A 21453-nucleotide genomic window follows, 5' to 3' on the forward strand; every position below is an offset into this window, starting at 1 on the left:
ACCACGACGAGTTCGTGAACCTTCGCGGGGTTCTCCGCCGGTTGGCTCACCGAATCGACCTCGTGGTCTCGGAGGTGGTCGAGAATCATTCTTCCGACCGTCTCCGAGGTATCGGGGTTCCAGAGTTGATATAGTCTCATTCGGTATAGAAGGTGAAAATTATGCAGGAAGGAACATTTCTACTCTCGTAGCACGGGACGCTGGGCATCGTCACGTCTGAAGAAACGTCTGCCCGAGAAATGACACAAATGCCAGCCGCCCTCATTATCGGGGGTGCCACCCTGCTTGGAAGTGAAAGGCCAGTCGGGTGGGCCCTGATGGGGGCTGGCTTCGGCATGTGGCTAGTCGGATAACTCGCCAACCAACCTCTTTATTATCACATAACCGTCGCGGCTCAGGTTAGCGAGGTATCGTCGTCTACCGATAGTAACAGATGTGTCACGATGGCGTGTTAAACCTTTGGGAACCGACCCTGACGGATTTAAAAATATTCCCCGAGAGCGACGAGGGCGTATCAGGTAATCAAGTGCTGGCAAATGGTACAGGCGGAGAAAGGGTTATCCCGGCGGCACGACTTTCCACAATCATGAAGGTTCTCGTAACGGACCCCATCGCCGACGCAGGTCTGGACCGACTCCGTGAGGCCGGTCACGAAGTGGAAACCGCCTACGACGTAGAAGGGGACGCGCTACTGTCTGCCGTCTCGGACGCGAACGGACTCATCGTGCGCTCCGGAACCGACGTGACCGAGGAGGTCTTCGAGGCCGCCTCAGACCTCGTTATCGTCGGGCGGGCGGGTATCGGCGTGGACAACATCGACATCGAATCCGCGACCGAACACGGCGTCATCGTCGCCAACGCGCCGGAGGGCAACGTCCGGGCCGCGGCCGAACACACCGTGGCGATGGCGTTCGCCAGCGCGCGGTCCATCCCGCAGGCCCACGCCCGACTCAGCGACGGCGAGTGGGCCAAGGGCGACTACCTCGGCACCGAACTCAACGGCAAGAACCTCGGCATCGTGGGTCTGGGTCGGGTCGGCCAAGAGGTCGCCAAGAAACTCAATTCCCTCGGCATGGACCTCGTGGCTTACGACCCCTACATCAGCGAGGACCGCGCGAACCAACTCGGCGCGGAACTCGTGGACCTAGACGAGTGTCTCGACCGCGCGGACTTCCTGACGGTCCACACGCCCCTGACCCCCGAAACCGAGGGCCTCATCTCCGACGAGGAGCTAGCCGAACTCGAAGGCGGGTATCTGGTCAACTGCGCCCGCGGCGGCGTCGTGGACGAAGACGCCCTTGCCCGCGCAGTCGAGGACGGCGTCCTCGCGGGTGCCGCGGTGGACGTGTTCGCCGACGAACCCGTCTCGCCCGACAATCCGCTCCTCGGCGTGGACGACGTGGTGGTCACGCCCCACCTCGGCGCGAGTACCGAGGCCGCACAGGAGAACGTCGCCACCAGTACCGCCGACCAAGTGGTCGCGGCGTTCGCCGAAGAACCGGTCGTCAACGCCCTCAACGCGCCCTCCATCGACGAGAGTGCCTTCCCCCGCGTCGAACCCTACATCGGACTGGCCGAGACCGCGGGCAAGATTGCGACCCAACTGCTGGACGAGCGCATCTCCTCCATCGAGGTCCACTACGAGGGCGACATCGCCGACGAGGACGTTGAACTCGTGACCGCCAGCGCCCAGAAGGGCGTCTTCCAACCCCTCGAATGGCAGGTCAACGCGGTCAACGCGCCCCAAATCGCCGAGGACCGCGGCGTCGAAGTCACCGAATCCAAGACCCGCCAGACCGAGGACTTCCAGAGCCTCGTCCGCGTCACCGTCTCGGGCGACGACGAGTCTATCAGCGTCGAAGGCACTCTGTTTGCCGGCGACGACCCGCGCATCGTCCGGGTGGACGACTACCGCATCGACGCCATCCCCCACGGTCACATGCTGGTTGCCCGCAACGAGGACGCGCCGGGCGTCATCGGGTTCATCGGCACCGTGCTGGGCGACCACGAGGTCAACATCGCGGGGATGTTCAACGCCCGCGAGGCCATCGGCGGCGAGGCGCTGACAGTCTACACCCTCGACGCGCAGGTCCCCGACGAGGCCAAGGAGGCGCTGGAGAACGACGACCGAATCATCGAAGCGCGCTACATCGAACTGAACGGCGCGGAGTAGCGCGGACTCTACCTCGATTCCGGACGATTTTCTTCCAGAAATTCCGTTCCGGCAGTTCGAACTGCCCGTTACTGGTTGGGATTGGTGCGGTAGGCTATTACTCCAAGATAGAAATCCTGCGCGGTGCTACAACACCGCGCGGCCGGTGGTTTGGCAAATCTTTTTCGCTCTGCTGACTGGAGCGTCCCAGCCTTCACTCGACAGCAAAGGTCGGTGCTAAAATAAACCCACCGATTTAGTCTACGAGGTGGAGTATAGGGATTTAAACCTAACAGATTCGAATCTGGTTTTGCGCGGTGCTACAACACCGCGCGGAGCAAACTATGGTTTGGCAAATCTTGGCACTACTAGCTCTGTTGCTAATCGTCGGCGTTCTCAGCCTTCGGTTCGTGCCGAAGCGTTGGGACCGAGTTGACCTGAAGGTCGGGCTTTCCGGCCTGCGCCTGTCGGCGGAAGACTCGCCCGAGGACTCCTCGTAGGAGTCCGGGCACTTCCGTCCGGTCGGTTTCTGTCGCTCCACCCACCGACGAACGTTCTGCACAACCACCGCTTATTAGTGGTGTCGCTGTCCACCCCCGAACATGAGACATCTCGGATTGAAGGCCCGAATGGCGGTCGTCGGGTCGATGCTGTTCGCGTTCTACGCCGTCGCGGCGGTCGTAGCGATGGGAATCTTCGGCTTCTCGCCGGTCCTCGTCGCGCTCGGGAGCGTCGCCTTCGTCGGCGTCCAGTACAAAATCGGCAAGTGGGCCGCGCTCCGGAGCGTCGGCGCGGAGGAGATGCCAGAAGACCGCTTCCCCGAAATCCACCGACAGGTCGAGTCGCTGTCGAAGGACATGGGCATCGACAAGCCCCGCCTGATGGTGGCCCGGATGGGCGTGCCCAACGCCTTCGCAGTCGGGCGGAAGGGCGCGGGGACGGTCGTCGTCTCCGAGGAGTTACTTCAGATGCTCGACAGTCGCGAGGTCGAGGGCGTCCTCGCTCACGAACTCGCTCACATTCGGAACCGGGACGTGGTGATGATGGTCCTCGGGCAGGGCGTGGCCTCCATCGTCGCCATCGTCGCTCAGTGGGTGGTCCTGCTGACTGGCGAGAACGACCTCGCGGACTTCTTCCTCGCCATGGTCGTCGGCCAAATCACCCAGATGCTCGTGATGGTGTTCGTCTTCGCCATCTCGCGATACCGAGAGTACGTCGCGGACCGTGACGCGGCCGCGGAAATCGGCGGCGGCGAACCCCTCGCTACCGCGCTGGAGAAAATCAGTCGCGGAAGCGAGCGCGCCCAGAAATCCGAAATCGACTCGGAGGTCAGCGCGCTGTGCATCTTCGGCGAGGGGACCGGTCTGGCGCGACTGTTCGCCAGCCACCCGCCGGTCGAGAAGCGCATCGAGCGCCTGCGTAACTGACGGAGCCACGACGAGTATGGACATCCGAACACTCCTCGCTGGCGTCCTCGGCGTCGGCCTCGGCCTGTTTTTCCTCGCGGCCCCGGAGGCCGTCGTACAGATTCACACTGCGGGTCGAAGGCCGCCCGGCCGTGACGGCGAGTACGGCGAGGAGTCGGTTGCGGACCGCTGGCGGCGACTGGTGCAGGTCGTCGGGATTGCGCTCGTCGGTGTCGGGTTGTACTTCGGCACGACCGCGTTCTGAGAAGAATGGATTCGGAGTACGCGCTGTTCGCTACTATGCGATGGCAGGTGCTTGCCTAACTAGCGTTTCGACCATCCAGTCGAGAAAGAAATAATATTGTATTTTTAAGAATCAAATAAGCTCTCTAAAGGATTATAATTATTTCTACGCTCGGCCCTTCTTCACTCGCTCTCGGGAGGACGTTCGACAGCGCCCCAAAGGCCTGTCACGCGCTTAGGAATTCCACGAATCGAAATCGCTTTAATTCTTTAGGTGGGCCTAAAACACGTGATGGACGACGAGACTGGCAAGCCGGTACCGACGCGCCGCGAGTTCCTCAAGTACGGTGGGGCGGTCGTCGGCGGTGGACTGCTGGCCGGGTGTACGGGTGGGTCGAACTCGTCGCCGACTTCGACCGCTTCCGAGTCGGGGACGACGACCGAATCGACGGCGACCGAATCGGGAACGACCCAATCAGACGGTTCCTACTCGGTGTCGATGGCACCGGTCGGGGAAGTCACGTTCGATGGCGTCCCCGAGGACGTGCTGGTGTACGAACTGGCCTACGCCGACATGACCGTGGCGTACGGGTACGGCGACTCGATAAACTCGCTGGGGTTCGACGCCGCCGCCGGGGGCAACACGCTGGACGCCTACTACGAGCGTCTCGACGGCGTCTCGTTCGACCACGACGACCTGACCCAACTCAACAGCGGTTCGAGGAACGTCACCGTGGACAAGGAACTCCTCTACGAACTGGATTCGGACCTTCACTTGGTCGATCCGTGCCTCTTTACGTCCTTCGACGGGTGGAAGCAGTCGGACATCGAGGAGATTCGGGAGAACGTCGCCCCGTGGTTCGGAAACTCCTACAGTCGCAGGCGCGGCCAACCGCCGGAGGCGTGTCGTGACCGCTACCAGTATTACACGCTCTGGGAAATCGCGGAGAAGGTCGCCGACGTGTTCCGAGAGCGCCAGCGGTACGAGGCCCTCAAGACGGTCCGCGACGACCTCCTCGACCGAATTCGCTCGAACCTCCCGCCGGAGGACGAACGCCCCACGGTCGGGTCGGTTATCTTCATGCAGGACACGTTCTACCCGTCGAATATCAACGCGAAGGGGTTCGCCACCGCGCACGTCCGGCCGTTCGGCGCGACCGACGTGTTCGCTGGCGACGACGTGACCTACGACACCACGTATAGCTACGAGCAGATGCTCGAATTCGACCCGGACGTTCTCCTGCACCGGTACGGAATCGACTCGTACTACGACGTCTCCCAAATCGCGGAGACGTTGGCCGACCACCCCGTCGCAAGCCAGATAACGGCCGTCGAGAACGGTCGGGTCTACCCGTCGGGGCATCCGGTCCAAGGACCGATAATGAACCTCTTCCAGTTGGAGATGACGGCCAAACAACTGTATCCCGAGCAGTTCGGCGAGTGGCCGGACTACGAGGGCGGCGCGTACCCGAAAATCCCCGAGGAGGAACGACTGTTCGACCGCCAGCGAGTCGCGGATGTCGTCGCCGGGAACGTCTGAGCGCCGTTGAACTCGGTCGCTACCTGCACACCGTTGGGTTCCCCACGCCCCTGCCGCAAAGCCCGCACTCAAATAGCTCCCCGACCTTGCTCCGGTGTGTCCCGCGGCCGCGCCGAGGAGTCCGACGCCGACCCCGACGAGCAAGAGCGCCTGCTGACCGGCTACTCCGGTCGCCTCCTGCTGGCAGTCTCGCTCGGGTGGGCGGCGATTCAGGGCGGCCGACTCGTCCTCTCGCCGATGCTCCCGGCGGTGATGGACGACCTCGCCATCACCGAGTTCCAGTCGGGACTGGCGTTTACGCTCCTGTGGGGCCTGTACGCGCTCTGTCAGTATCCGAGCGGTCGGCTCTCGGACAACCTCACGCGCAAATCCCTGCTGGTCGCTGGCCTCTCGCTCGTGGTCGCCGGATTCGGCGTCTTGGCGAGTGCGCCCGACTACCCCTTCTTCCTCGTCGGCGCGGCCATCGTCGGTACCGGGGCGGGCCTCTACCCGACCCCGGCTCGGGCGCTCGTCTCGGACCTGTTCGTGAAGCGCCGAGGACAGGCGTTCGGCCTCCACACGGCTTCCGGCGACGTTGGCGGTGCGGCCGCGGCCGGACTCGCAGTCGCGGCGCTGGCAGTCGCTGGCTGGCGGTCGGCCTACGCGCCAGTTCTGGCCGTCCTCGCAGGTGTCGCGCTGGCGCTCCACGTCTGGGGCCGCGAGGAGTACGACCGACCGGACCTCTCCCACGAGGCCGTGGTCGCCGGACTCGCCGACGCCCGCCGGACCGCCCGGCGGCTCTGGAAGAATCCTCGGTTTCGGTGGCTCCTGCTGGCCTACGCGCTCTACGCCTTCACGTGGCAGAGCGCGGCCGGGTTCCTGCCGACCTTCCTCCGGGTCTCGAAGGGGTTCCCGCCGGGCCTCGCCAGCGGCGGGTTCGCGGCCCTGTTTCTGGTCGGCGCGGCGGTCAAACCCCTCGCGGGGTCGCTCGGCGACCGGTTCCCCCGCGCCGGAGTGGCGGCGGGCGCGCTGGTCGTCGCCGCCGGGGCGCTCGCCGGTTTGCTTCTGGCCTCCGGGACGCTCCTCGCGGGCCTCGCCGTGGTCGTCTTCGCCAGCGGACTGATGGCCTACCCGCCGGTGATGCAGGCGCTGTTGATGGACACCTTTCCGGACGGAAGCATGGGCGGCGACCTCGGCGCGACTCGGACCGTCTACATCGGTCTCGGGAGTCTCGGCCCGAGTTACGTCGGGTTCGTCGCGGGCCGAGTCTCCTACACAGCGGCGTTCGCGGGCTTGTTGGTCTGTCTATTCGTGAGCGCCGGCATCGTGGTTCGACTGGCGCGGACGAGGTAGATTACCGAAGCCAGTTCTTCAGTCGCGCCAACAGTCCCGACTCCTGCCGACTGCCGGTCCACTCGAAATCGTCGTCCTCGCCGTTTTCTCGTCTCTCGATTCGGTTCTGGTACGATTCGGTCCGGGCCTCCAGAATCTGCTCGTTGCGCGTGATTACCGCGTCGAGTTGCGACTCCTTGCGCGCCAACTGTCGTTCGAGGGCGTCCACCTCGTCGGCGAGTTGCGCGCGCTCGGCCAGCAGGTCCTCGTGTTCTCGTTCGTACTCTCGACAGAGGCGCTCGCGCGACTCGTCGAGGTCGGGTTGTAGCTGTTCATAGATGCGTTGCGGGCAGACCACCACCACCAGTTCGTCGTCGGTATCGGGCCTCCAGTCCGATGCGTCGTCTGTCTCCTCGTTCGCGGGCGGTTGCCGGGTGGACTCGCGGGTCGTTCGTCCCCGCTCGTCGTCCGAGGCGCGGGCCTCGCCGTGGTCGTGAGCGCGTTCGGGGGTCTTGATGCTCACGCACAAACACACGTCATCGAGTACCAAAAAGCCGCGTCAGACGGGAAGATGACACGTCAGACGGACGAACGACGGCGTTTCGGGTGGAGGTGACTACTCGCCGAGGAGGTCCAACACGCCCTCGGTGTCGGCCGGCACAGGCTCAGGTTCGGCCCCGGCCTCGGCGGCGGCGTCGGGGTCCTTCAGCAGGTGGCCGGTCGTCAGGCACGTGACCTGCTCGTCGCTTCCGATTTCGCCCGACTCGCGCAGTTTGCGGAGACCGGCCACCGAGGCCGCGCTGGCGGGTTCGACGCCTACGCCGTCGCGGGCCAAGGCGCGCTGGGCGTCGGTAATCTCGTCGTCCGAGACGGCGACTGCGGTCCCGCCGGTCTCTCGGATTCCGGGCAGAGCCTTCGGCGCGTTGACCGGATTCCCGATGCGGATGGCGGTTGCGCGAGTTTCGACCTCCTCCCACCTGCGCACTTCGTCTCTGCCCTCCTCGACGGCCTCGACCATCGGGGCCGCGCCCTCGGCCTGCACGCCAGTCAAGGTCGGGACCTCCTCGGGGGACAGCGACCCCGCCCTGACCAACTCGCGGAAGGCCTTGTAGAGCGCCGCGGTGTTGCCCGCGTTGCCGACCGGTAGGACGATGCGGTCGGGGAAGTCGCCGGTCTGGTCCCGAAACTGCTCCAGAATTTCGAGGCCGATGGTCTTCTGGCCCTCCAGTCGGAAGGGGTTGAGCGAGTTCAGCAGGTAGGCCTCGCCCCTGTCGGCCAGTTCCGACACGATGTCGAGACAGGCGTCGAAGTTGCCCTCGACTTCCAGAATCCGCGCGCCGTGAAGGCTGGCCTGAGCGACCTTTCCGGCCGCGACCTTCCCTGCGGGTAATAATACAAGTACCTCTGTGCCTGCGCGTGCGCCGTAGCACGCGAGCGCGGCGCTCGTGTTGCCCGTGGACGCGCACGCGAGGCGGTCCACGCCCAATTTCTCGGCGACGCGGACGCCCAGCGTCATGCCGCGGTCCTTGAAACTCCCCGTGGGGTTCATCCCCTCGTGCTTGATTCGGAGGTCCGCGACGCCGACGTCGGCCTCTATCGTCGGGACCTCGTAGAGGGGCGTGTCGCCCTCGCTGATGCTCACGCCCGACTCGACCGGGAGCGCGTCGGCGTAGCGCCAGACGCCGCGCTCGTCGTGGTCGTCGCCCGCGAAGTCCTCGAGTGTGGGCAGGTCTTCGTACCGGACCTCCAGCAGACCGTCGCAGGAGTCGCAGGTGTAGCGAATCTCCTCGAACGGCGCGTAGGTCGCTCCGCACTCGATGCAGGCCAACCAGACGCCCTCGTCAGCGTCCGCTGGCGGGTCGGGTCGCTCCCCGGAGAGGCTCAAACTCATCGTTCTGTGGGAGGGAAGCGACGGATAAAAACCGTTGGTTAGTGGTAGTTCTACGGACCCTCAGTGGTCGGTCCCGTCGAGGTTCAGGGTCGGTCCCGTCGCGGTCAGTCTCGTGGGAGTGGTCCCGAGGAGGCCCGCGTGCTGAGTCTGTTCAGTAGCAGGTCGTCTCGCACACGCACTGCATGGCGAAGTCACCGATACTCTGACACATGCCGCCGGCGACGGCACCGGAGGAGGCGGCGACGAGCATTAGCGTTGCGGCCACGACCATGAGCAGTCCGAATCGAGTTCTTTTCTGCATGTCTAACTGGCAAAATACACCCTAATAATATAAAATTAACTTAGAAGAGGTAACAATTATCATGAGTCGGCGGTCGCTTTCGGAGCTGTGCAGTCGGAGCGCACGCCCGACGAACCGCTATTTGCGGGGTGAGCGTATCCCCGTCTATGGCGTCGGAAACCACCACCACCGCAGTCGAAACGTCTTCAGAACCAGTCGCGTGGCGCGGCGGCGCGCTCGCCGGTCTCGTCGCCGGTATCGTGATGGGCGCGATGCTCACGATGCAAATGGGTCCCGTGATAGAAGTCGCCATCCCTTCGATGTACGGTCTCTCGGGTCTCACAGCCGGGTGGGCAGTCCACCTTTTCCACTCAGTCGTCTTGGGTATCGTCTTCGCCGGGATTGCGAGTATCGCGTCCGGCGTCGATTCGGTCGGCCGGAGCGCCCTCCTCGGTCTGGTCTACGGGGTCGGCCTCTGGGTCCTGCTGGCCGCCTTCGTCATGCCCGTCTGGCTCGGTGCTGTCGGCTCTCTGGCCGACCCGCCGCTCCCGAACTTCAACCCCCTGAGCCTCGTCGGACACGTCGTCTACGGACTCGTCCTCGGACTCGCGTTCCCATCTCTCCTGCGTCTGTAGGTTCAGAACCACGGTGCGCTCACGCAACGAGGAGTTCCTTTTCTTCGCGCTCGTCCTCGAAGGCCTCTTCGAGATTCGCGTCGATTTCCGCGATGGCGTCCCACGCCTGCTCGACGCGGGGTTCGGCGACGTTGGTGAAGAAGGAGTGTACCATCTCGTCGTAGTGAGAGTGTTCGACCTCGACGCCCGCCGATTCCAGTCGCTCGCCGTACTCGACGCCCTCGTCTTTGAGGGGGTCGAACTCGGCCGTGATGAGCGTCGCGGGCGGGAGGTCGCTCAGGTCGTTGGCCTGCAGGGGCGAGGCGTAGGGACTCATACCGTCGATTTCGTTCTCCAGATAGTTGTCCCACGACCACTGCAGGTCGGGTTCGGTGATGAAGTAGTTGCCGTCGCCGCTCGGTTCGTCGGCGAACTCGTAGGAGAAGGTCGTCGTCGGGTAGACCAGAATCTGGTAGTCGATGTCGGGGCCGCCCTTGTCGCGGGCCATGAGGGTGACCGCCGCCGCGAGGTTGCCGCCCGCGCTGTCGCCGCCAACCAGCAGTTGGTCGGGGTCGCCGTTTAGAATCTCCATCCGCGAGGACGCCCAATCGACGACTTCGTAGCAGTCGCGCAGGCCCGCCGGGAACTCGTGTTCGGGGGCGAGCCGGTAATCGGGCGAGACGACCACACAGCCGAGTTCGTCGGCGAGGACCCGACAAACCGGGTCGTAGGACTCCACGTCGCCGAGCATGAAGCCGCCGCCGTGCATCCAGACCAGAACCGGGAAAGGTCCGTCTCCTTCCGGGGTGTAGACCCGAATCGGGATGGTGTTCCCGTCGGGACCGGGGACCACGCTGTCGCGTACGTCGGCGAGCGAACCGATGTCTCGCTCAACCGAGAGGTAGTCGGCGTAGCCTCGCCGGGCCTGCTCGATAGAGAGTTGGTTGAGCGGGGGCACTTCGGAGACGACCGCTTGGATGTCGGCGTGTGGTTCTGACATATTCTGTCGGTGAGTGTTTACTTACATAAGCTTTGCCATATCTTTCCAATGTCTGAAATACTCAAAATTAGTTTTTAGAGGCTCTAAGACGAGTTTGGATGTTAAGCGGTACCTCGGCTGAAAACGAAATGCAGACATTTCTTCTTGGAACTGGGTGTTGATAAAGGGTACCTTGACTGAAAACAGAAATTAGTCACTTAGTTGACTCTATGAGGGTGGTTCACAGACTGAATACGCTGGCGCGCGCTCCGTCTCCTCTCGGTGACTGTCAACGAATCGACCTGCCAGTGCGACCTTCCGGCCGAGTATCACGTCGCGGGTGAATCCGTGTCGTGGCACCTGTTCGCACCCCGCGTTTCGCTTGGAGATGGACCGGCGTCGCTGTTCACTCGTTTTCTCAAAACCCCTCCCAACCGTGAATATAGCCGAGACTTCCCGTAACGAACGGCTATCCACACGGGGCTATGCCCAACCAGAAGGTGCAGTATCAATCCGACCTCATCCGGGAACTCCTCGAGAACGCCAAACTCCGAACAGGCCATCGCCGCGGTTTGGGCGGAACTCCACGACGAGGACCAGTGGGCGCGGTAGACAAATAAAAACAATTCTAAAAGAACGAAGAATATTTCTATTCTGGATGTTCCGTGCTACCAATGCTATCGGCTGACCGGCCACTTCGCGGGCCAGTCTCTGCTCCGGTCTCCTCCGTCGCTCGCTTCGAAGCAGAGAACGTCGCTCTTGAAGCCTGTCCTGTCCGTTTCCAGCAGATACGTATATTTCCTCGGGGCGCGTCTACGCTCTCATGGCTTCAGAGACTCGAGAGAACATCGTCGATGCAACGACCGAGAACGAGACCATCGTCGGCAGTGAAACCGTCCGCCGAACGTGGTCGAGCGCGGTACTGGGCGGCCTCACGGGCGGCCTCGCCTTCGGGGTCCTCCTCCAAATGATGGGCATGATGCCAGTCATCGCCGCGCTCTACGGGATGGAGAGCGTCGCCTTCGGGTGGGCCGCCCACCTGTTCCACAGCGTCGCGTTCGCGCTGGTCTTCGCTGGCGCAGTGACGCAGACGGATTACCGCGACGCCGGCATCGGACGGATTACCGCACTCGGCGCGGGGTACGGTCTCCTCGTCTGGCTTGTCGCCGCGGCCGTCGTCATGCCGCTCTGGCTCGGCGCGCTCGGCATGGACGCGCCCGCCATCCCCAACCTCGACGCGAACAGCCTCGTCGGCCACCTCGTCTACGGCGTGGTTCTCGGCGCGGTGTTCGCGGTCGCACGACAGCGCTGACTTTTTCTGACGCGAATCGCGTGCTTGTCCCGAGTTCGACCGAGCGACGACCTCGACCGCTCGAAATCGTCCTCGGCGAACTTGTTAGTAACCTGTTGTCTGGTCGGCGTAAGCAGACGCTGACGGCCTGAATCGTAGCGAACGAACGTCTCGACTTTTGGTTCGGGACGCCCGAGTCTCCGATATGTCCCGAACGGAGACCACGGTTCGACGCGAGCGCCCCGAGGAGAACCGGTGGCTCGACGCGACAGTCGCGGGACTCGCTGGCGGGGCCGTCTTCGGCCTCTACCTTCAGTTCGTCGCGGGCGTCCTGCCGCCGACGGGCGCGGCGGGCGACGTGGGTGCGCTGGCGACCGATTGGCTCGTCCACCTGCTTCACAGTCTGGTCTTCGCGCTGGTCTACGCCGGACTCGTGAATTGGTCGCCCCTCGCTGGCTACGCTGACCGCGTGCTGACCGGAACGGCGCTGGGCGCTGGCTACGGTGTCGGCCTCTGGGCGGTCGCAACCGGCGTCGCCGTCGCGTTCTGGGCGCTGGCGAACACGGTCTGGATTCTCCCGATTCCGACCGTGAGCCTCGGAAGTCTCGCCGGGCACGTCCTTTTCGGCGTGGTGCTGGGCGGTGTCTTCGCCGCCGTCCGGCAGATGTGAGTCGGTTCGTCGCTCTCTCGATTGCTCAGTCGTCGGACTCGCTGGTGGCCTCGTTGTACATCTCCTCGATGGTCTTTTCGAGTTGCGGGTTCCCGCCGCCGGGTTGGTTGCCGAAGGAGAACTCGCCCTTCCCGTCGAAGGACTCGCCTTCGGTCCACCGCTCGCCGGGGTTCTCGCGCTCCTCGCGGAAGGTGGACATGAACTCGTAGTCGAAGTCCTGATTCTCCTTCTCTTGGGGAAAACTCGCCGGAACGGGGACCGTCTCGCCCAGTTCTTCGAGGGCGGCGTGCCACTGGTTCTGGTGCATCGTGTCGCGGGCGATGAGGTACGCCAGCATGTCCTTCATCCCCTCGTCGTCGGTCATCTCGTAGAGTCTGGACGCCAGCAGTCGCCCAGTGGACTCGGCCATGACGTTGGCGTACATGTTCGCCGCGAGGTTTCCGGTAGCGACGATGCAGTCCCCGCTGAAGGGGTTCCCGTTGGCGTCCACCGGCATCGCGTGGAGTCCGGCCGAGAGGGCCTGTCTCGGTTGCCCGCCTTTCAGCATCGCGTCGATAACGGCGTCGTTCTCGCGGGCGTCCTCGCGCATCTCCTCGGGCGCTCCCTGCAAGTTCTTCGAGACTGCGGTGGCGAGCATCTCGATGTGGCCTAACTCCTCGGCCGCGGTTTCCATCAGAAGGTTGCGGTACTCCTGTTTCTGCTTCGGGACGCCGAAGGCCTGAAACATGTACTGAAGCGCGACACGCATCTCGCCCTCGACGCCACCGATGGCCTGCTGGAGCATCTTGGCGAAGTACGGGTCCGGGTCCTCGACCTCGACTTCGTACTGGAGTTCGTTGTCGTGGTAAAACACGGGTTTTCCCGGACGGACACACCACGACGACCACGTAGTCTGTTTTGGCTGTTGACATTTATAACGCGCTAGTTGAAAGCGTAATGGTAGTTCTACGGTCGTCTCGGCATGACCCTATTTCGGGCACGCAGAACTGCGCGCCCGAAATACACCCCGGTTTCATTTCGGTACCGACCGGGAGAAGAGGTTTCGAGGACGAATCGCTACCTCGTCGGCAGTCGGGGGATTCTCGCTCGAACAGTCGGGTGCTACTCTTCGCCGAGGAGGTGCGTCAACAGCGCCTTCTGGGTGTGCATCCGGTTCTCGGCCTGTTGCCAGACCAGCGCGCGGTCGCTTTCCAGCACCTCGCCGGTAATCTCCTCGCCGCGGTGGGCGGGCAGGCAGTGCATCACGTCGGCGTCGGGCGCAGTTGCCAGCAGGTCGCTGTTCACCTGAAAGCCCTCGAAGTCGCCGAGTTTGGTCTCGCGTTCGTCCTCCTCGCCCATGCTGACCCACACGTCGGTGTACACCACGTCGGCGTCTGCGACGGCGGTTTCCGGGTCGTGAGTGACTTTGGGGGCCGGACCGCGGTCTGCGGCACGGGCGAGGACCTCCTCGTCGGGTTCGTACCCGTCCGGCGTCGCCATCGTGAGGTCAAGGCCGGCCATCGCAGACCCGACGGCGAACGACTGGCCGACGTTGTTGCCGTCGCCGACCCACGCGACCGACACGTCCTCGAAGCCGTCGAACTCCTCGTAGATGGTGAACAGGTCGGCGAGGGTCTGACAGGGATGGGCCGCGTCGGAGAGACCGTTGACGACCGGGACCGAGGCGTGGGCCGCCATCTCGGCCAGTTTGTCGTGGTCGAAGACGCGGGCCATCACGGCGTCCACGTACCGAGAGAGGGCGCGGGCGGTGTCGGCGACCGGTTCGCCGTGGTCCAAGTGGGTCGTGTCCGGGCCGAGGTAGACCGCGTGGCCGCCGAGTTGAGTCATTCCGGTCTCGAAGGAGACGCGGGTCCGGGTACTCGGCTTCTCGAACAGCATGGCGAGGCTCTGGTTCGGCAAGACGGCGTGGGGTTCGCCCCGGTGGTGGGCCTGCTTTAGGTCCTCGGCGGACGAGACGATTTCGGCGAGGTCGTCGTCCGAGAGGTCGTCGATTTCTAGCAGGTGTTCGACTGGCGGTTCGGTAGTCGGGTCGGTCGTGGCGTGCGTCGCGTGTTTGCTCATTCTTGCAGGATTTCGGAGACGGTTTCGAGGACCGCGATTGCGCGGTCGAACTCCCCGAGGTCGAGGTGTTCGTTCGGCGCGTGGTCCAACTCGGAGTTGCCGGGACCGTAGGTCGCCATCGGGCAGTCCCACGCTCCGGCGTAGAGGTTCATGTCGCTGGTTCCGGTTTTGCGGAGGAGTCGGGGGTCGCCCCCGACTCGTCGGATTGCCCGCCGGAACGCTCGGCCGACCTCGCTTCGGGGCGTCTCCATCACGGGGGGAATCGGTTCGTCCCAGTCGATGCCGCCCGACGCCAATTCTGCCTCGACGGTCTCCCGAATCTCCTCGGCGGTCTCGCCGGGTGGAATCCGGAACTGGACTTTTGCGCTGGCCTCGACCGAGAGGCCGTCGTCTGCGGACCCGCCGGAGAACGCGACCGGTTTGGCCGTGACCTGCTCGAAGACGGATTTCTCGTCGGTCGAATCGGCGAGCGCCGATTCGACGGACTGCCACCACTCCATCGCCGCCTGAATCGCGTTGGCCTCGGGCCGAGACGAGTGGGCCGAATCGGTCTCGACTGCGTACTCACCGGCCAGAAATCCGCGGTAGCCCAGCGTCACGCCGTTCCAACCAGAGGGTTCGCCGTTGACCACGGCGTCGGGGGCCTCGCGGTCCGCAATCAGGTGGCGCGCGCCGCGGGAATCGGTCTCCTCGCCGACGACGCCGACGAAACTCGCGCCGGTTTCGACCGCTGAGACGGCCATCGCCGTGAGCGGTCCTTTGGCGTCCACGCTCCCGCGGCCCCAGAGCGTCTGGGATTCCTTTGAATTGCTTTCAGCAACGTATTCATTTTCTTTCTGATTGTCTCGGTTGCTTTCGTCGTTCTCTACCCGCACCGGAATGTCGCCCGGCACGGTGTCGATGTGGGACGTGAGGAGGACCGAATCGTCTCCCGGCGCACGAACGTTGCCCACTTCGTCTATCCACACTTCGCGGCCGCGCTCCTCGAAGAAGTCTGCGAGGAGTTCGGCGCATTCCTGCTCGTCGCCTGTCGGCGAAGGGGTTTCCACGAGGCCCACAAGCAGTTCGCGGGCGGACTCGCTACTCACGCTCCGGTCGGCGCTGACGCTCACGCCGACACCTCCCCGAGGACGCTTTCGAGCGCCGCGACCACCTCGTTCGCGTGGGACTCCTCGACGGTCAGCGGCGGGAGGAGGCGCACGACGGTCCGGCCCGCCGGGAGCGCCAGAATCCCGTGGTCCATCGCCAGACGCTTCAGCAGGCGGTTCGCGCCGCGTTTGACCTCCGCGCCGACGAGCAGTCCCTCGCCGCGAATCGTGCGAATTGGTAACTCACTACCCCTTAGTTTCGACTGGAGATGGCTCCCAATCTCGGCGGCGTTTTCGGGCAGGTTCTCGTCGGCGATGACCGAGAGGGTAGCCTCGGCCGCCGCGCTGACCACCGGTCCGCCCGAGAAGGTCGAACCGTGCGGTCCCGCGTTCTCGGCTATCCAATCGGCGCAGAGGGTCGCGCCGACGGGAAGGCCGCCGCCCAGACCCTTCGCCGAGGTCAGCACGTCGGGTACGACGCCGCGCTTCACACAGGCCCAGAGCGCCCCGGTCCGGCCCAACCCGGTCTGAATCTCGTCCAGAATCAGGGCCGAACCGGTCTCGTCCGTAATCTCGCGGGCGAACTGGAGGTAGCCCTCCGGCGCGGGGTTGACCCCGCCCTCGCCCTGAATCGGTTCCAGCAGGACCCCGGCGGTCTGGTCGTCTACCGCCTCGGCGAGGGCTTGCTGGTCGCCGTAGGGCACGAACTCGAAATCTCCCGCCAACGGTTCGAAGGGCGTCTTGTACTTGGGTTTCCACGTCGCAGAGAGCGACCCCATCGTCCGACCGTGGAACCCGCGCTGGGCCGCGACGATTTTCGAGTTGCCAGTCGCGCTCCGGGCGAACTTCAGGGCCGCCTCGTTGGCCTCGGTGCCGGAGTTGCAGAGCCAGACGTTCTCCAAGTCGCCGGGCGCGACCGCCGCCAACTTGTCGTAGAGGCCGTCGCGCGCCGAGTTGGGATAGCTGGCCTGCACGAAGGCCAGTTTTTCCACTTGGTTCTGGACCGCCGAGACGACCTCGGGGTGGCAGTGGCCGACCGCAGAGACGCCGTAACTCGCGCCGAAATCGAGATACTCGTCCCCGGTGTCGTCGTAGAGGTGAACCCCGTCGCCCGACTCGATTCGGATGGGCTTCTCGGAGTAGACGAACCCGCCGGTCATCTGACTGCCTCCGGTTCGATGGTGGTCCCGTGGCCGGTCCGGGCCGCGGTGATGGGGTCGCGGTTGTTCGCGTCCGCAATCGTCACCGAGTCTGCGCCGCCGGTCAGGGCCTCCTCGGCCGCCATGATTTTCTTGGTCATGAACCCCTCGGCGGCGTCCTCGACTGCTGAAAACTCGTCGGGGGTCTCTGCGCTCTCGATGAGCGAGTCGGGATTCTCGGGATTTTCGTAGACTCCCGCCACGTCGGTCAGCACGACCAACTCGCCCCCGAGCGCGCCGGCGATAGCGGCGGCCGCCCGGTCGGCGTCGGCGTTGACCGGCGTGAACTCGCTGGCGGTCCCCTCGTCGGAGTGCTCCTCGGCCAGCATCGGCACTGTGACGACCGGGACGTAGCTTCCGGCCAGCAGGGTCGAGAGCAAGTCAGCGTTGACCGCCTCGATTTTGCCGGAGTGGTCGCCTCTGCGGATTTTCTTCCGACCGTCTTCGACGACCTTCACCGCCGACTTGCGCGGGCCAGTCAGAAGCTTTCCGTCGGTTCCAGAGAGACCGACCGCGTTCACACCCTCGTTCTGGAGGTCCGCCACGAGGTCGGTGTTGAGTTTGCCCGGAAGCACCATCTCGAAGACCTCCATCGTGGTTTCGTCGGTGAAGCGCCCGACCACCCCGCCGGGGGTCTCGACGTATTCTGGCTCCTCGCCGAGGCGTGAGAGGGTGTCGTCCACTGCGGTCGAACCGCCGTGAACGACCACCACGTCCTCGCCGTTTGCGATGAGGTGGGCGATGTCGGCCAGCGCCCCCTCGGGTTCGACTGCTCGCGCGCCGCCGATTTTGACGACGATTGGCGCGCTCTGGTCCTCGTTGCCGGCGACTCCGCCATCAGTCCGGAGACCGTCGTCGCCGAGGTCGTTGTCGATTAGCTTCTCGTGGGCGTCTTCGAGTTCGAATTTCGTGTCTTGGGTCATGGGCTTCCCACCGGGTGGAGTCCCTGAAAGTCGAGTCCCGCGGTCTCCTCGAAGCCGAGCGCGACGTTGACGGCATGAACCGCCTGCCCGGCCGTACCTTTCACCAGATTATCGATGGCGCTGAAGACCACGACGCGCCGGTTCTCGGCGTCTACCTCGAAGCCGACTTCGGCGTAGTTGGTCCCCGCGACCGCCTTGGGTTCGGGGTAGCGGTAGACCCCCGACCCGCCCGCTGTCATCCGGACGAAAGGTTCGTCGTCGTAGGCCTCGCGGAAAGCACCCCAGAGGTCGCCGGTCGAGACGGGTTGGTCGGGGAAGACGTGGCAGGTCGCAGAGGCCCCGCGAACCATGTCCACAGCGTGGGCCGAGAAGGCGACGCCGGTGCCGAGTTCCTGCTCGATTTCGGCCTCGTGGCGGTGGCCGGTCGGCGCGTAGGGCCTGACGACGCCTGAGCGTTCGGCGTGGCTGGACGCCTTGCTGGCGCTCGCGCCGCCTTCCGAGGACCCGACCTTCACGTCCGCGACGATTTGCTCGCCGCCCGAGAGGAGGTCGCCCTCGAAAAGCGGATACAGACCCAGAATCGTCGCGGTGGCGTTGCATCCGCCCCCAGCGATGAGGTCAGCGCCGGGTAACTCGTCGCGGTGGAGTTCAGGCAGGGCGTAGACCGCCGTTTCGAGGTACTCGGGGGCGTCGTGGCCGTCGTACCACTCGTCGTACTGCGCCTCGGTGTTCAGGCGGAAATCCGCGCTGAGGTCTACCACGGTGTCCGCAGAGTCGGAGAACTCGTCGATTTGGGCCATCGAGACGCCGTGGGGAGTCGCAGAGAACAGCACGTCCACCGAGTCGAGGTCCTCGGGGTCCGAAAACCGCAGGTCGGTGCCCCGGAGGTTCGGGTGGACCGACCCGACCGACTTGCCGGCGTACTCCCTGCTGGTCGCGCTGGTCAGGTCGAAGTTCGGGTGGCCCGCGAGAAGCCGCAAGAGTTCGCCGCCGGCGAAGCCAGACCCGCCGACCACGGTGGCGGTGAGGGTTTGGCCGGTCTCGTTCTCCTCGGCCGCCGAATCGCTGATGGGCATCAGGCGACCACCTCGTGTTTCGTCTCCTCGTCGGCCTCGTCTGCCTTGGCTTCGAGCCAATCGACCACTTCGGCGGGCACGTCGGTCTCGGTGGTCTCGTTCAGCGCCTTGAACTCGACGGTGTGGTTGACCTCGTGGACGGTGTAGTCGGATTCGCTCTCGCCGCCGACTTCCATCAGGTCGATTCCGAGCAGGCCGCCGCCGACCGCATCGCTGGCCTGTTCGACTAACTTCTCGGCCTCGGCGTCGAGTTCGAATGCGTCCGTTTCCGCGCCCTTCGCGGCGTTGGTCAGCCAGTGGTCCGACGACCGGACCATCGCGGAGAGGGGTTCGCCGTCGGCGGCCAGCACGCGGATGTCTCTGCCGGGCTTGTCCACGAACTCTTGGACGTAGAACACCTTGTGTTCGTAGTGGCCCAGCGTGGCCTTGTGTTCCAGAATCGCTTCTGCGGCGCTCCGGGAGTCGATTTTGGCCATCAGGCGACCCCACGACCCGACGACGGGCTTGAGGACGCAGGGGTAGCCGAAGCTCTCGATGCTCTCCATGGCCGACTCCTTGGTGAACGCCACGTCCGTCGCGGGCGTCGGGACGCCGGATTGGGCCAGCGCGAGGCTGTTTTGCACCTTGTCGGCGCAGGTCTGGGCCGTCTCGGCAGAGTTGACCACCGGGACGCCGTAGGCCTCGCAGAACTTGGTGGCGTAGAGGCTCCGGCTAGTGGCGAGACACCGGTCCACCACGAGGTCGAGGCCCGACAGGATTTCGGGGGCCTCGTCCAGCGCGAGTTGGAGGTCGCGCACGTCGATTTTCACTACCTCGTGGCCGCGCTCGCGGAGTTCCGCCAGCAGTAGCTTCTCGTCTTTGCGGATTCGGGAGTAGAGGAGTCCAATCTGCAACTTACTCCCCCCAGTCCTCTTCGAGCTCAGGTGCTCGGTCGAGGACTGGCGGGGTTCGCTCGACGACTTCTAGTTCCGCGCCGCAGGTCGTGCAGTCTACTATCTCTCCCACTTCGGCGTCGTCGTGCAGGGTCACGTCCGCCCCGCATTGTACGCACTCAGTCATGCTCACTCTCTCCTACTCCGGTGTAGTACTTAAATCCGTCGAACGTGTCAGAATATTTTCATTGCCTAAAGCTAGCTCTAAAGGCGTGAGATGGCAAATACCGCGTCAATACGAAGCAGTTGGATTGCTTCGAGAGTATATAAGTGTGGTCCCGAAAGGGACCGGTCGCGGTTCAGGCAACGCGACTCACCTCCTGCCGGAGTCTGTCGTCGGCCGCGGCCAGTTTCTCGCGCTCGGCCGCCAGCGCGTCCTCGTCGTCTGCGACGCGCTTTTCAGTCGTTGTCAGGTTCTGAGCGACCGCTTCGGCGGCGGGGCCGCCCGTCGAATCGCGCGCTGAGACGCTCTTTTCGGGGTCGAGCGCGGCGGCGACCGCCTCGCGTTCGACGTAGGCCGAGAGGGAATCGCCCAGAATCTCCTCGGCCGTCGCGTCGAGTGCATCGAGGTACGCCTCTTTTACCTCGTTCTGAGAAATGTTCTCATTTTCTATCGCAACGATTTGGTTGCTCTCAGCCACCATCTCGTGTGCCTTCCGGAAGGGCACGCCGGCCATCGCCAACAGGTCGGCGACCCCGGTGGCCGTCGAGAACCCCTCGCCCGCGGCGTCGGCGAGGACCTCCTCGTTCCAGTCGGCGGTTCCCGCGGCACCCGCGGCGACGGCGACAGCCTCCGATACGGCGTCTACGGTCTCCCACGCGTGAGGAGTCGCGTTCTGCAAGTCGCGGTTGTACGCTCTGGGCAGTCCCTTCAACGTCGTCAGCAGGCCGTTCACCCCGGAAGCGGCGTCTCCGGCGGTGGCGCGGACGAGTTCGAGCGTGTCGGGGTTCTTCTTCTGGGGCATGATGGACGACGTGGACGAGTAGTCGTCGGCGAGTTCCACGAGGCCCTTGTTCGAGAAGACCACGAGGTCTTCGGCCAACCCTGATACCGTGGTCGCCAGATTGGCGAGCGAGGAGACGACCTCGACGAGGAAGTCGCGGGTCGAAACCGCGTCCATCGAGTTCGCCACCAGTCCGTCGAACCCCAGCAGTTCGGCGGTGCGCTCGCGGTCCACGTCGAAGGGCGTGCCGGCGAACGCCGCGGACCCGAGGGGAGACTGATTCACCCGACCGTAGGCGTCGAACAGACGCGCGGTGTCCCGCGAAATCGCCTCCTCGTAGGACAGCAGGTAGTGGCCGACGGTGGTCGGTTGTGCGGGCTGAAGGTGGGTGTAGCCGGGCATCACGGTCTCGGCGCGGTCCGACGCGACTTCCGCGAGCGCGCCGCGGAGGCCCAGCGTGGCCTCGATTGCCTCAAGCACGTCCTCGCGGAGGCGGTACCGGATGCAGGTCGCCACCTCGTCGTTGCGCGACCGGGCGGTGTGCATCTTCCCGCCCACGTCGCCGACGCGCTCGATGACCGCGGTTTCGATTGCGGCGTGAACGTCCTCGCCGTCGGGGAGCGCCGAGAAGCCTGCCGACTCCACGTCGTCCAGCGCCGAGAGGACAGTCGCGGCTTCTTGCTCGCCCACGATTCCCTGCTCGGCCAGCATCACGACGTGGGCGCGGTCAACCGCGAGGTCCGCTGTAAAGATGCGAGCGTCGTCGTCCATCGAGGAAAGGAACCCGCGGGCGGGGCCGCCGCTGAAGCGGTCCCGGCGAACCACGTCCGAAGGAGGTTCCTCCTCGCTCATG

The 21453-nt window shown here is 64.6% G+C and carries 22 protein-coding genes; 9 read left to right on the top strand and 13 right to left on the bottom strand.

The features are described from left to right. Positions 1-586 precede the first annotated feature (586 nt). From serA to P2T57_RS12895, 6 genes are all read left to right on the top strand, one after another. Positions 587-2173, top strand: a complete 1587-nt coding sequence (gene serA, locus P2T57_RS12870) for a phosphoglycerate dehydrogenase (protein ID WP_276299613.1) — start codon at positions 587-589, stop codon at positions 2171-2173. Between the two features lie 323 nt (positions 2174-2496). Then, positions 2497-2652, top strand: a complete 156-nt coding sequence (locus tag P2T57_RS12875; protein WP_276299614.1) for a hypothetical protein — start codon at positions 2497-2499, stop codon at positions 2650-2652. Between the two features lie 102 nt (positions 2653-2754). Then, positions 2755-3579, top strand: coding sequence for a M48 family metallopeptidase (locus P2T57_RS12880; protein WP_276299615.1), 825 nt, complete (start codon positions 2755-2757; stop codon positions 3577-3579). Between the two features lie 16 nt (positions 3580-3595). After that, complete coding sequence (locus P2T57_RS12885) at positions 3596-3823, top strand: hypothetical protein (protein ID WP_276299616.1); 228 nt, start codon at positions 3596-3598, stop codon at positions 3821-3823. Positions 3824-4093: 270 nt separating this feature from the next. Then, positions 4094-5341, top strand: coding sequence for an ABC transporter substrate-binding protein (locus tag P2T57_RS12890; protein WP_276299617.1), 1248 nt, complete (start codon positions 4094-4096; stop codon positions 5339-5341). A gap of 96 nt (positions 5342-5437) precedes the next feature. Next, on the top strand, positions 5438-6673 hold the full coding sequence (locus tag P2T57_RS12895) for an MFS transporter (protein WP_276299618.1): 1236 nt from the start codon (positions 5438-5440) through the stop codon (positions 6671-6673). 1 nt (position 6674) lies between these two features. Here P2T57_RS12895 and P2T57_RS12900 read toward each other — a convergent pair whose 3' ends face one another. From P2T57_RS12900 to P2T57_RS12910, 3 genes are all read right to left on the bottom strand, one after another. Further along, positions 6675-7175 (bottom strand): hypothetical protein, encoded by a 501-nt coding sequence (locus P2T57_RS12900; protein ID WP_276299619.1) that lies wholly within the window; start codon positions 7173-7175, stop codon positions 6675-6677. 93 nt (positions 7176-7268) lie between these two features. Continuing rightward, positions 7269-8543 carry a threonine synthase gene (gene thrC / locus P2T57_RS12905; RefSeq protein ID WP_276299620.1) on the bottom strand — a complete coding sequence of 425 codons (1275 nt, stop codon included), beginning with the start codon at positions 8541-8543 and terminating at the stop codon, positions 7269-7271. Positions 8544-8694: 151 nt separating this feature from the next. Beyond that, on the bottom strand, positions 8695-8844 hold the full coding sequence (locus P2T57_RS12910) for a hypothetical protein (protein ID WP_276299621.1): 150 nt from the start codon (positions 8842-8844) through the stop codon (positions 8695-8697). Between the two features lie 146 nt (positions 8845-8990). On the opposite strand from P2T57_RS12910, the gene P2T57_RS12915 reads away from it, so the two are divergent. After that, positions 8991-9458 (top strand): histidine kinase, encoded by a 468-nt coding sequence (locus tag P2T57_RS12915; protein ID WP_276299622.1) that lies wholly within the window; start codon positions 8991-8993, stop codon positions 9456-9458. A 19-nt stretch (positions 9459-9477) separates the two neighbouring features. On the opposite strand, the gene P2T57_RS12920 is transcribed toward P2T57_RS12915, so the two are convergent. Beyond that, the gene (locus tag P2T57_RS12920) at positions 9478-10437 is read right to left on the bottom strand and encodes an alpha/beta hydrolase (RefSeq protein ID WP_276299623.1); all 960 of its coding nucleotides are present in this window, start codon (positions 10435-10437) and stop codon (positions 9478-9480) included. An 802-nt stretch (positions 10438-11239) separates the two neighbouring features. Between P2T57_RS12920 and P2T57_RS12925 the strand changes: the two genes are divergently transcribed. Together P2T57_RS12925 and P2T57_RS12930 are read left to right on the top strand one after the other, a co-directional pair. Beyond that, positions 11240-11728 carry a hypothetical protein gene (locus tag P2T57_RS12925; RefSeq protein ID WP_276299624.1) on the top strand — a complete coding sequence of 163 codons (489 nt, stop codon included), beginning with the start codon at positions 11240-11242 and terminating at the stop codon, positions 11726-11728. A 184-nt stretch (positions 11729-11912) separates the two neighbouring features. Beyond that, a complete protein-coding gene (locus tag P2T57_RS12930) occupies positions 11913-12377 on the top strand; it encodes a hypothetical protein (RefSeq protein WP_276299625.1) in 465 nt (154 codons plus the stop codon). A gap of 25 nt (positions 12378-12402) precedes the next feature. Here the strand turns inward: P2T57_RS12930 and P2T57_RS12935 are convergent, their stop codons facing one another. From P2T57_RS12935 to argH, 9 genes are all read right to left on the bottom strand, one after another. Beyond that, complete coding sequence (locus P2T57_RS12935; RefSeq protein WP_276299626.1) at positions 12403-13230, bottom strand: manganese catalase family protein; 828 nt, start codon at positions 13228-13230, stop codon at positions 12403-12405. A gap of 248 nt (positions 13231-13478) precedes the next feature. Further along, entirely contained in the window at positions 13479-14438 is a 960-nt protein-coding gene (argF, locus tag P2T57_RS12940; RefSeq protein ID WP_276299627.1) for an ornithine carbamoyltransferase, read from the bottom strand. Further along, entirely contained in the window at positions 14435-15550 is a 1116-nt protein-coding gene (locus P2T57_RS12945; RefSeq protein WP_276299628.1) for a [LysW]-lysine hydrolase, read from the bottom strand. Before P2T57_RS12945 ends, argF begins: the two co-directional genes overlap by 4 nt. Further along, positions 15547-16686, bottom strand: a complete 1140-nt coding sequence (locus tag P2T57_RS12950; protein ID WP_276299629.1) for an aspartate aminotransferase family protein — start codon at positions 16684-16686, stop codon at positions 15547-15549. The genes P2T57_RS12945 and P2T57_RS12950 overlap by 4 nt, the downstream gene beginning before the upstream one ends. Then, complete coding sequence (locus P2T57_RS12955; RefSeq protein WP_276299630.1) at positions 16683-17648, bottom strand: acetylglutamate/acetylaminoadipate kinase; 966 nt, start codon at positions 17646-17648, stop codon at positions 16683-16685. Before P2T57_RS12955 ends, P2T57_RS12950 begins: the two co-directional genes overlap by 4 nt. Beyond that, positions 17645-18724, bottom strand: coding sequence for an N-acetyl-gamma-glutamyl-phosphate reductase (gene argC / locus P2T57_RS12960; RefSeq protein ID WP_276299631.1), 1080 nt, complete (start codon positions 18722-18724; stop codon positions 17645-17647). Before argC ends, P2T57_RS12955 begins: the two co-directional genes overlap by 4 nt. Next, the gene (lysX, locus tag P2T57_RS12965; RefSeq protein ID WP_276299632.1) at positions 18724-19617 is read right to left on the bottom strand and encodes a lysine biosynthesis protein LysX; all 894 of its coding nucleotides are present in this window, start codon (positions 19615-19617) and stop codon (positions 18724-18726) included. Before lysX ends, argC begins: the two co-directional genes overlap by 1 nt. A 1-nt stretch (position 19618) precedes the next feature. Then, on the bottom strand, positions 19619-19783 hold the full coding sequence (lysW, locus tag P2T57_RS12970) for a lysine biosynthesis protein LysW (protein ID WP_276299633.1): 165 nt from the start codon (positions 19781-19783) through the stop codon (positions 19619-19621). Between the two features lie 172 nt (positions 19784-19955). Beyond that, positions 19956-21452, bottom strand: coding sequence for an argininosuccinate lyase (argH, locus tag P2T57_RS12975; protein WP_276299634.1), 1497 nt, complete (start codon positions 21450-21452; stop codon positions 19956-19958). Position 21453: the final 1 nt, after the last annotated feature.

It is taken from the genome of Halorussus lipolyticus (assembly GCF_029338375.1).
GTDB classification, from domain to species: domain Archaea; phylum Halobacteriota; class Halobacteria; order Halobacteriales; family Haladaptataceae; genus Halorussus; species Halorussus lipolyticus.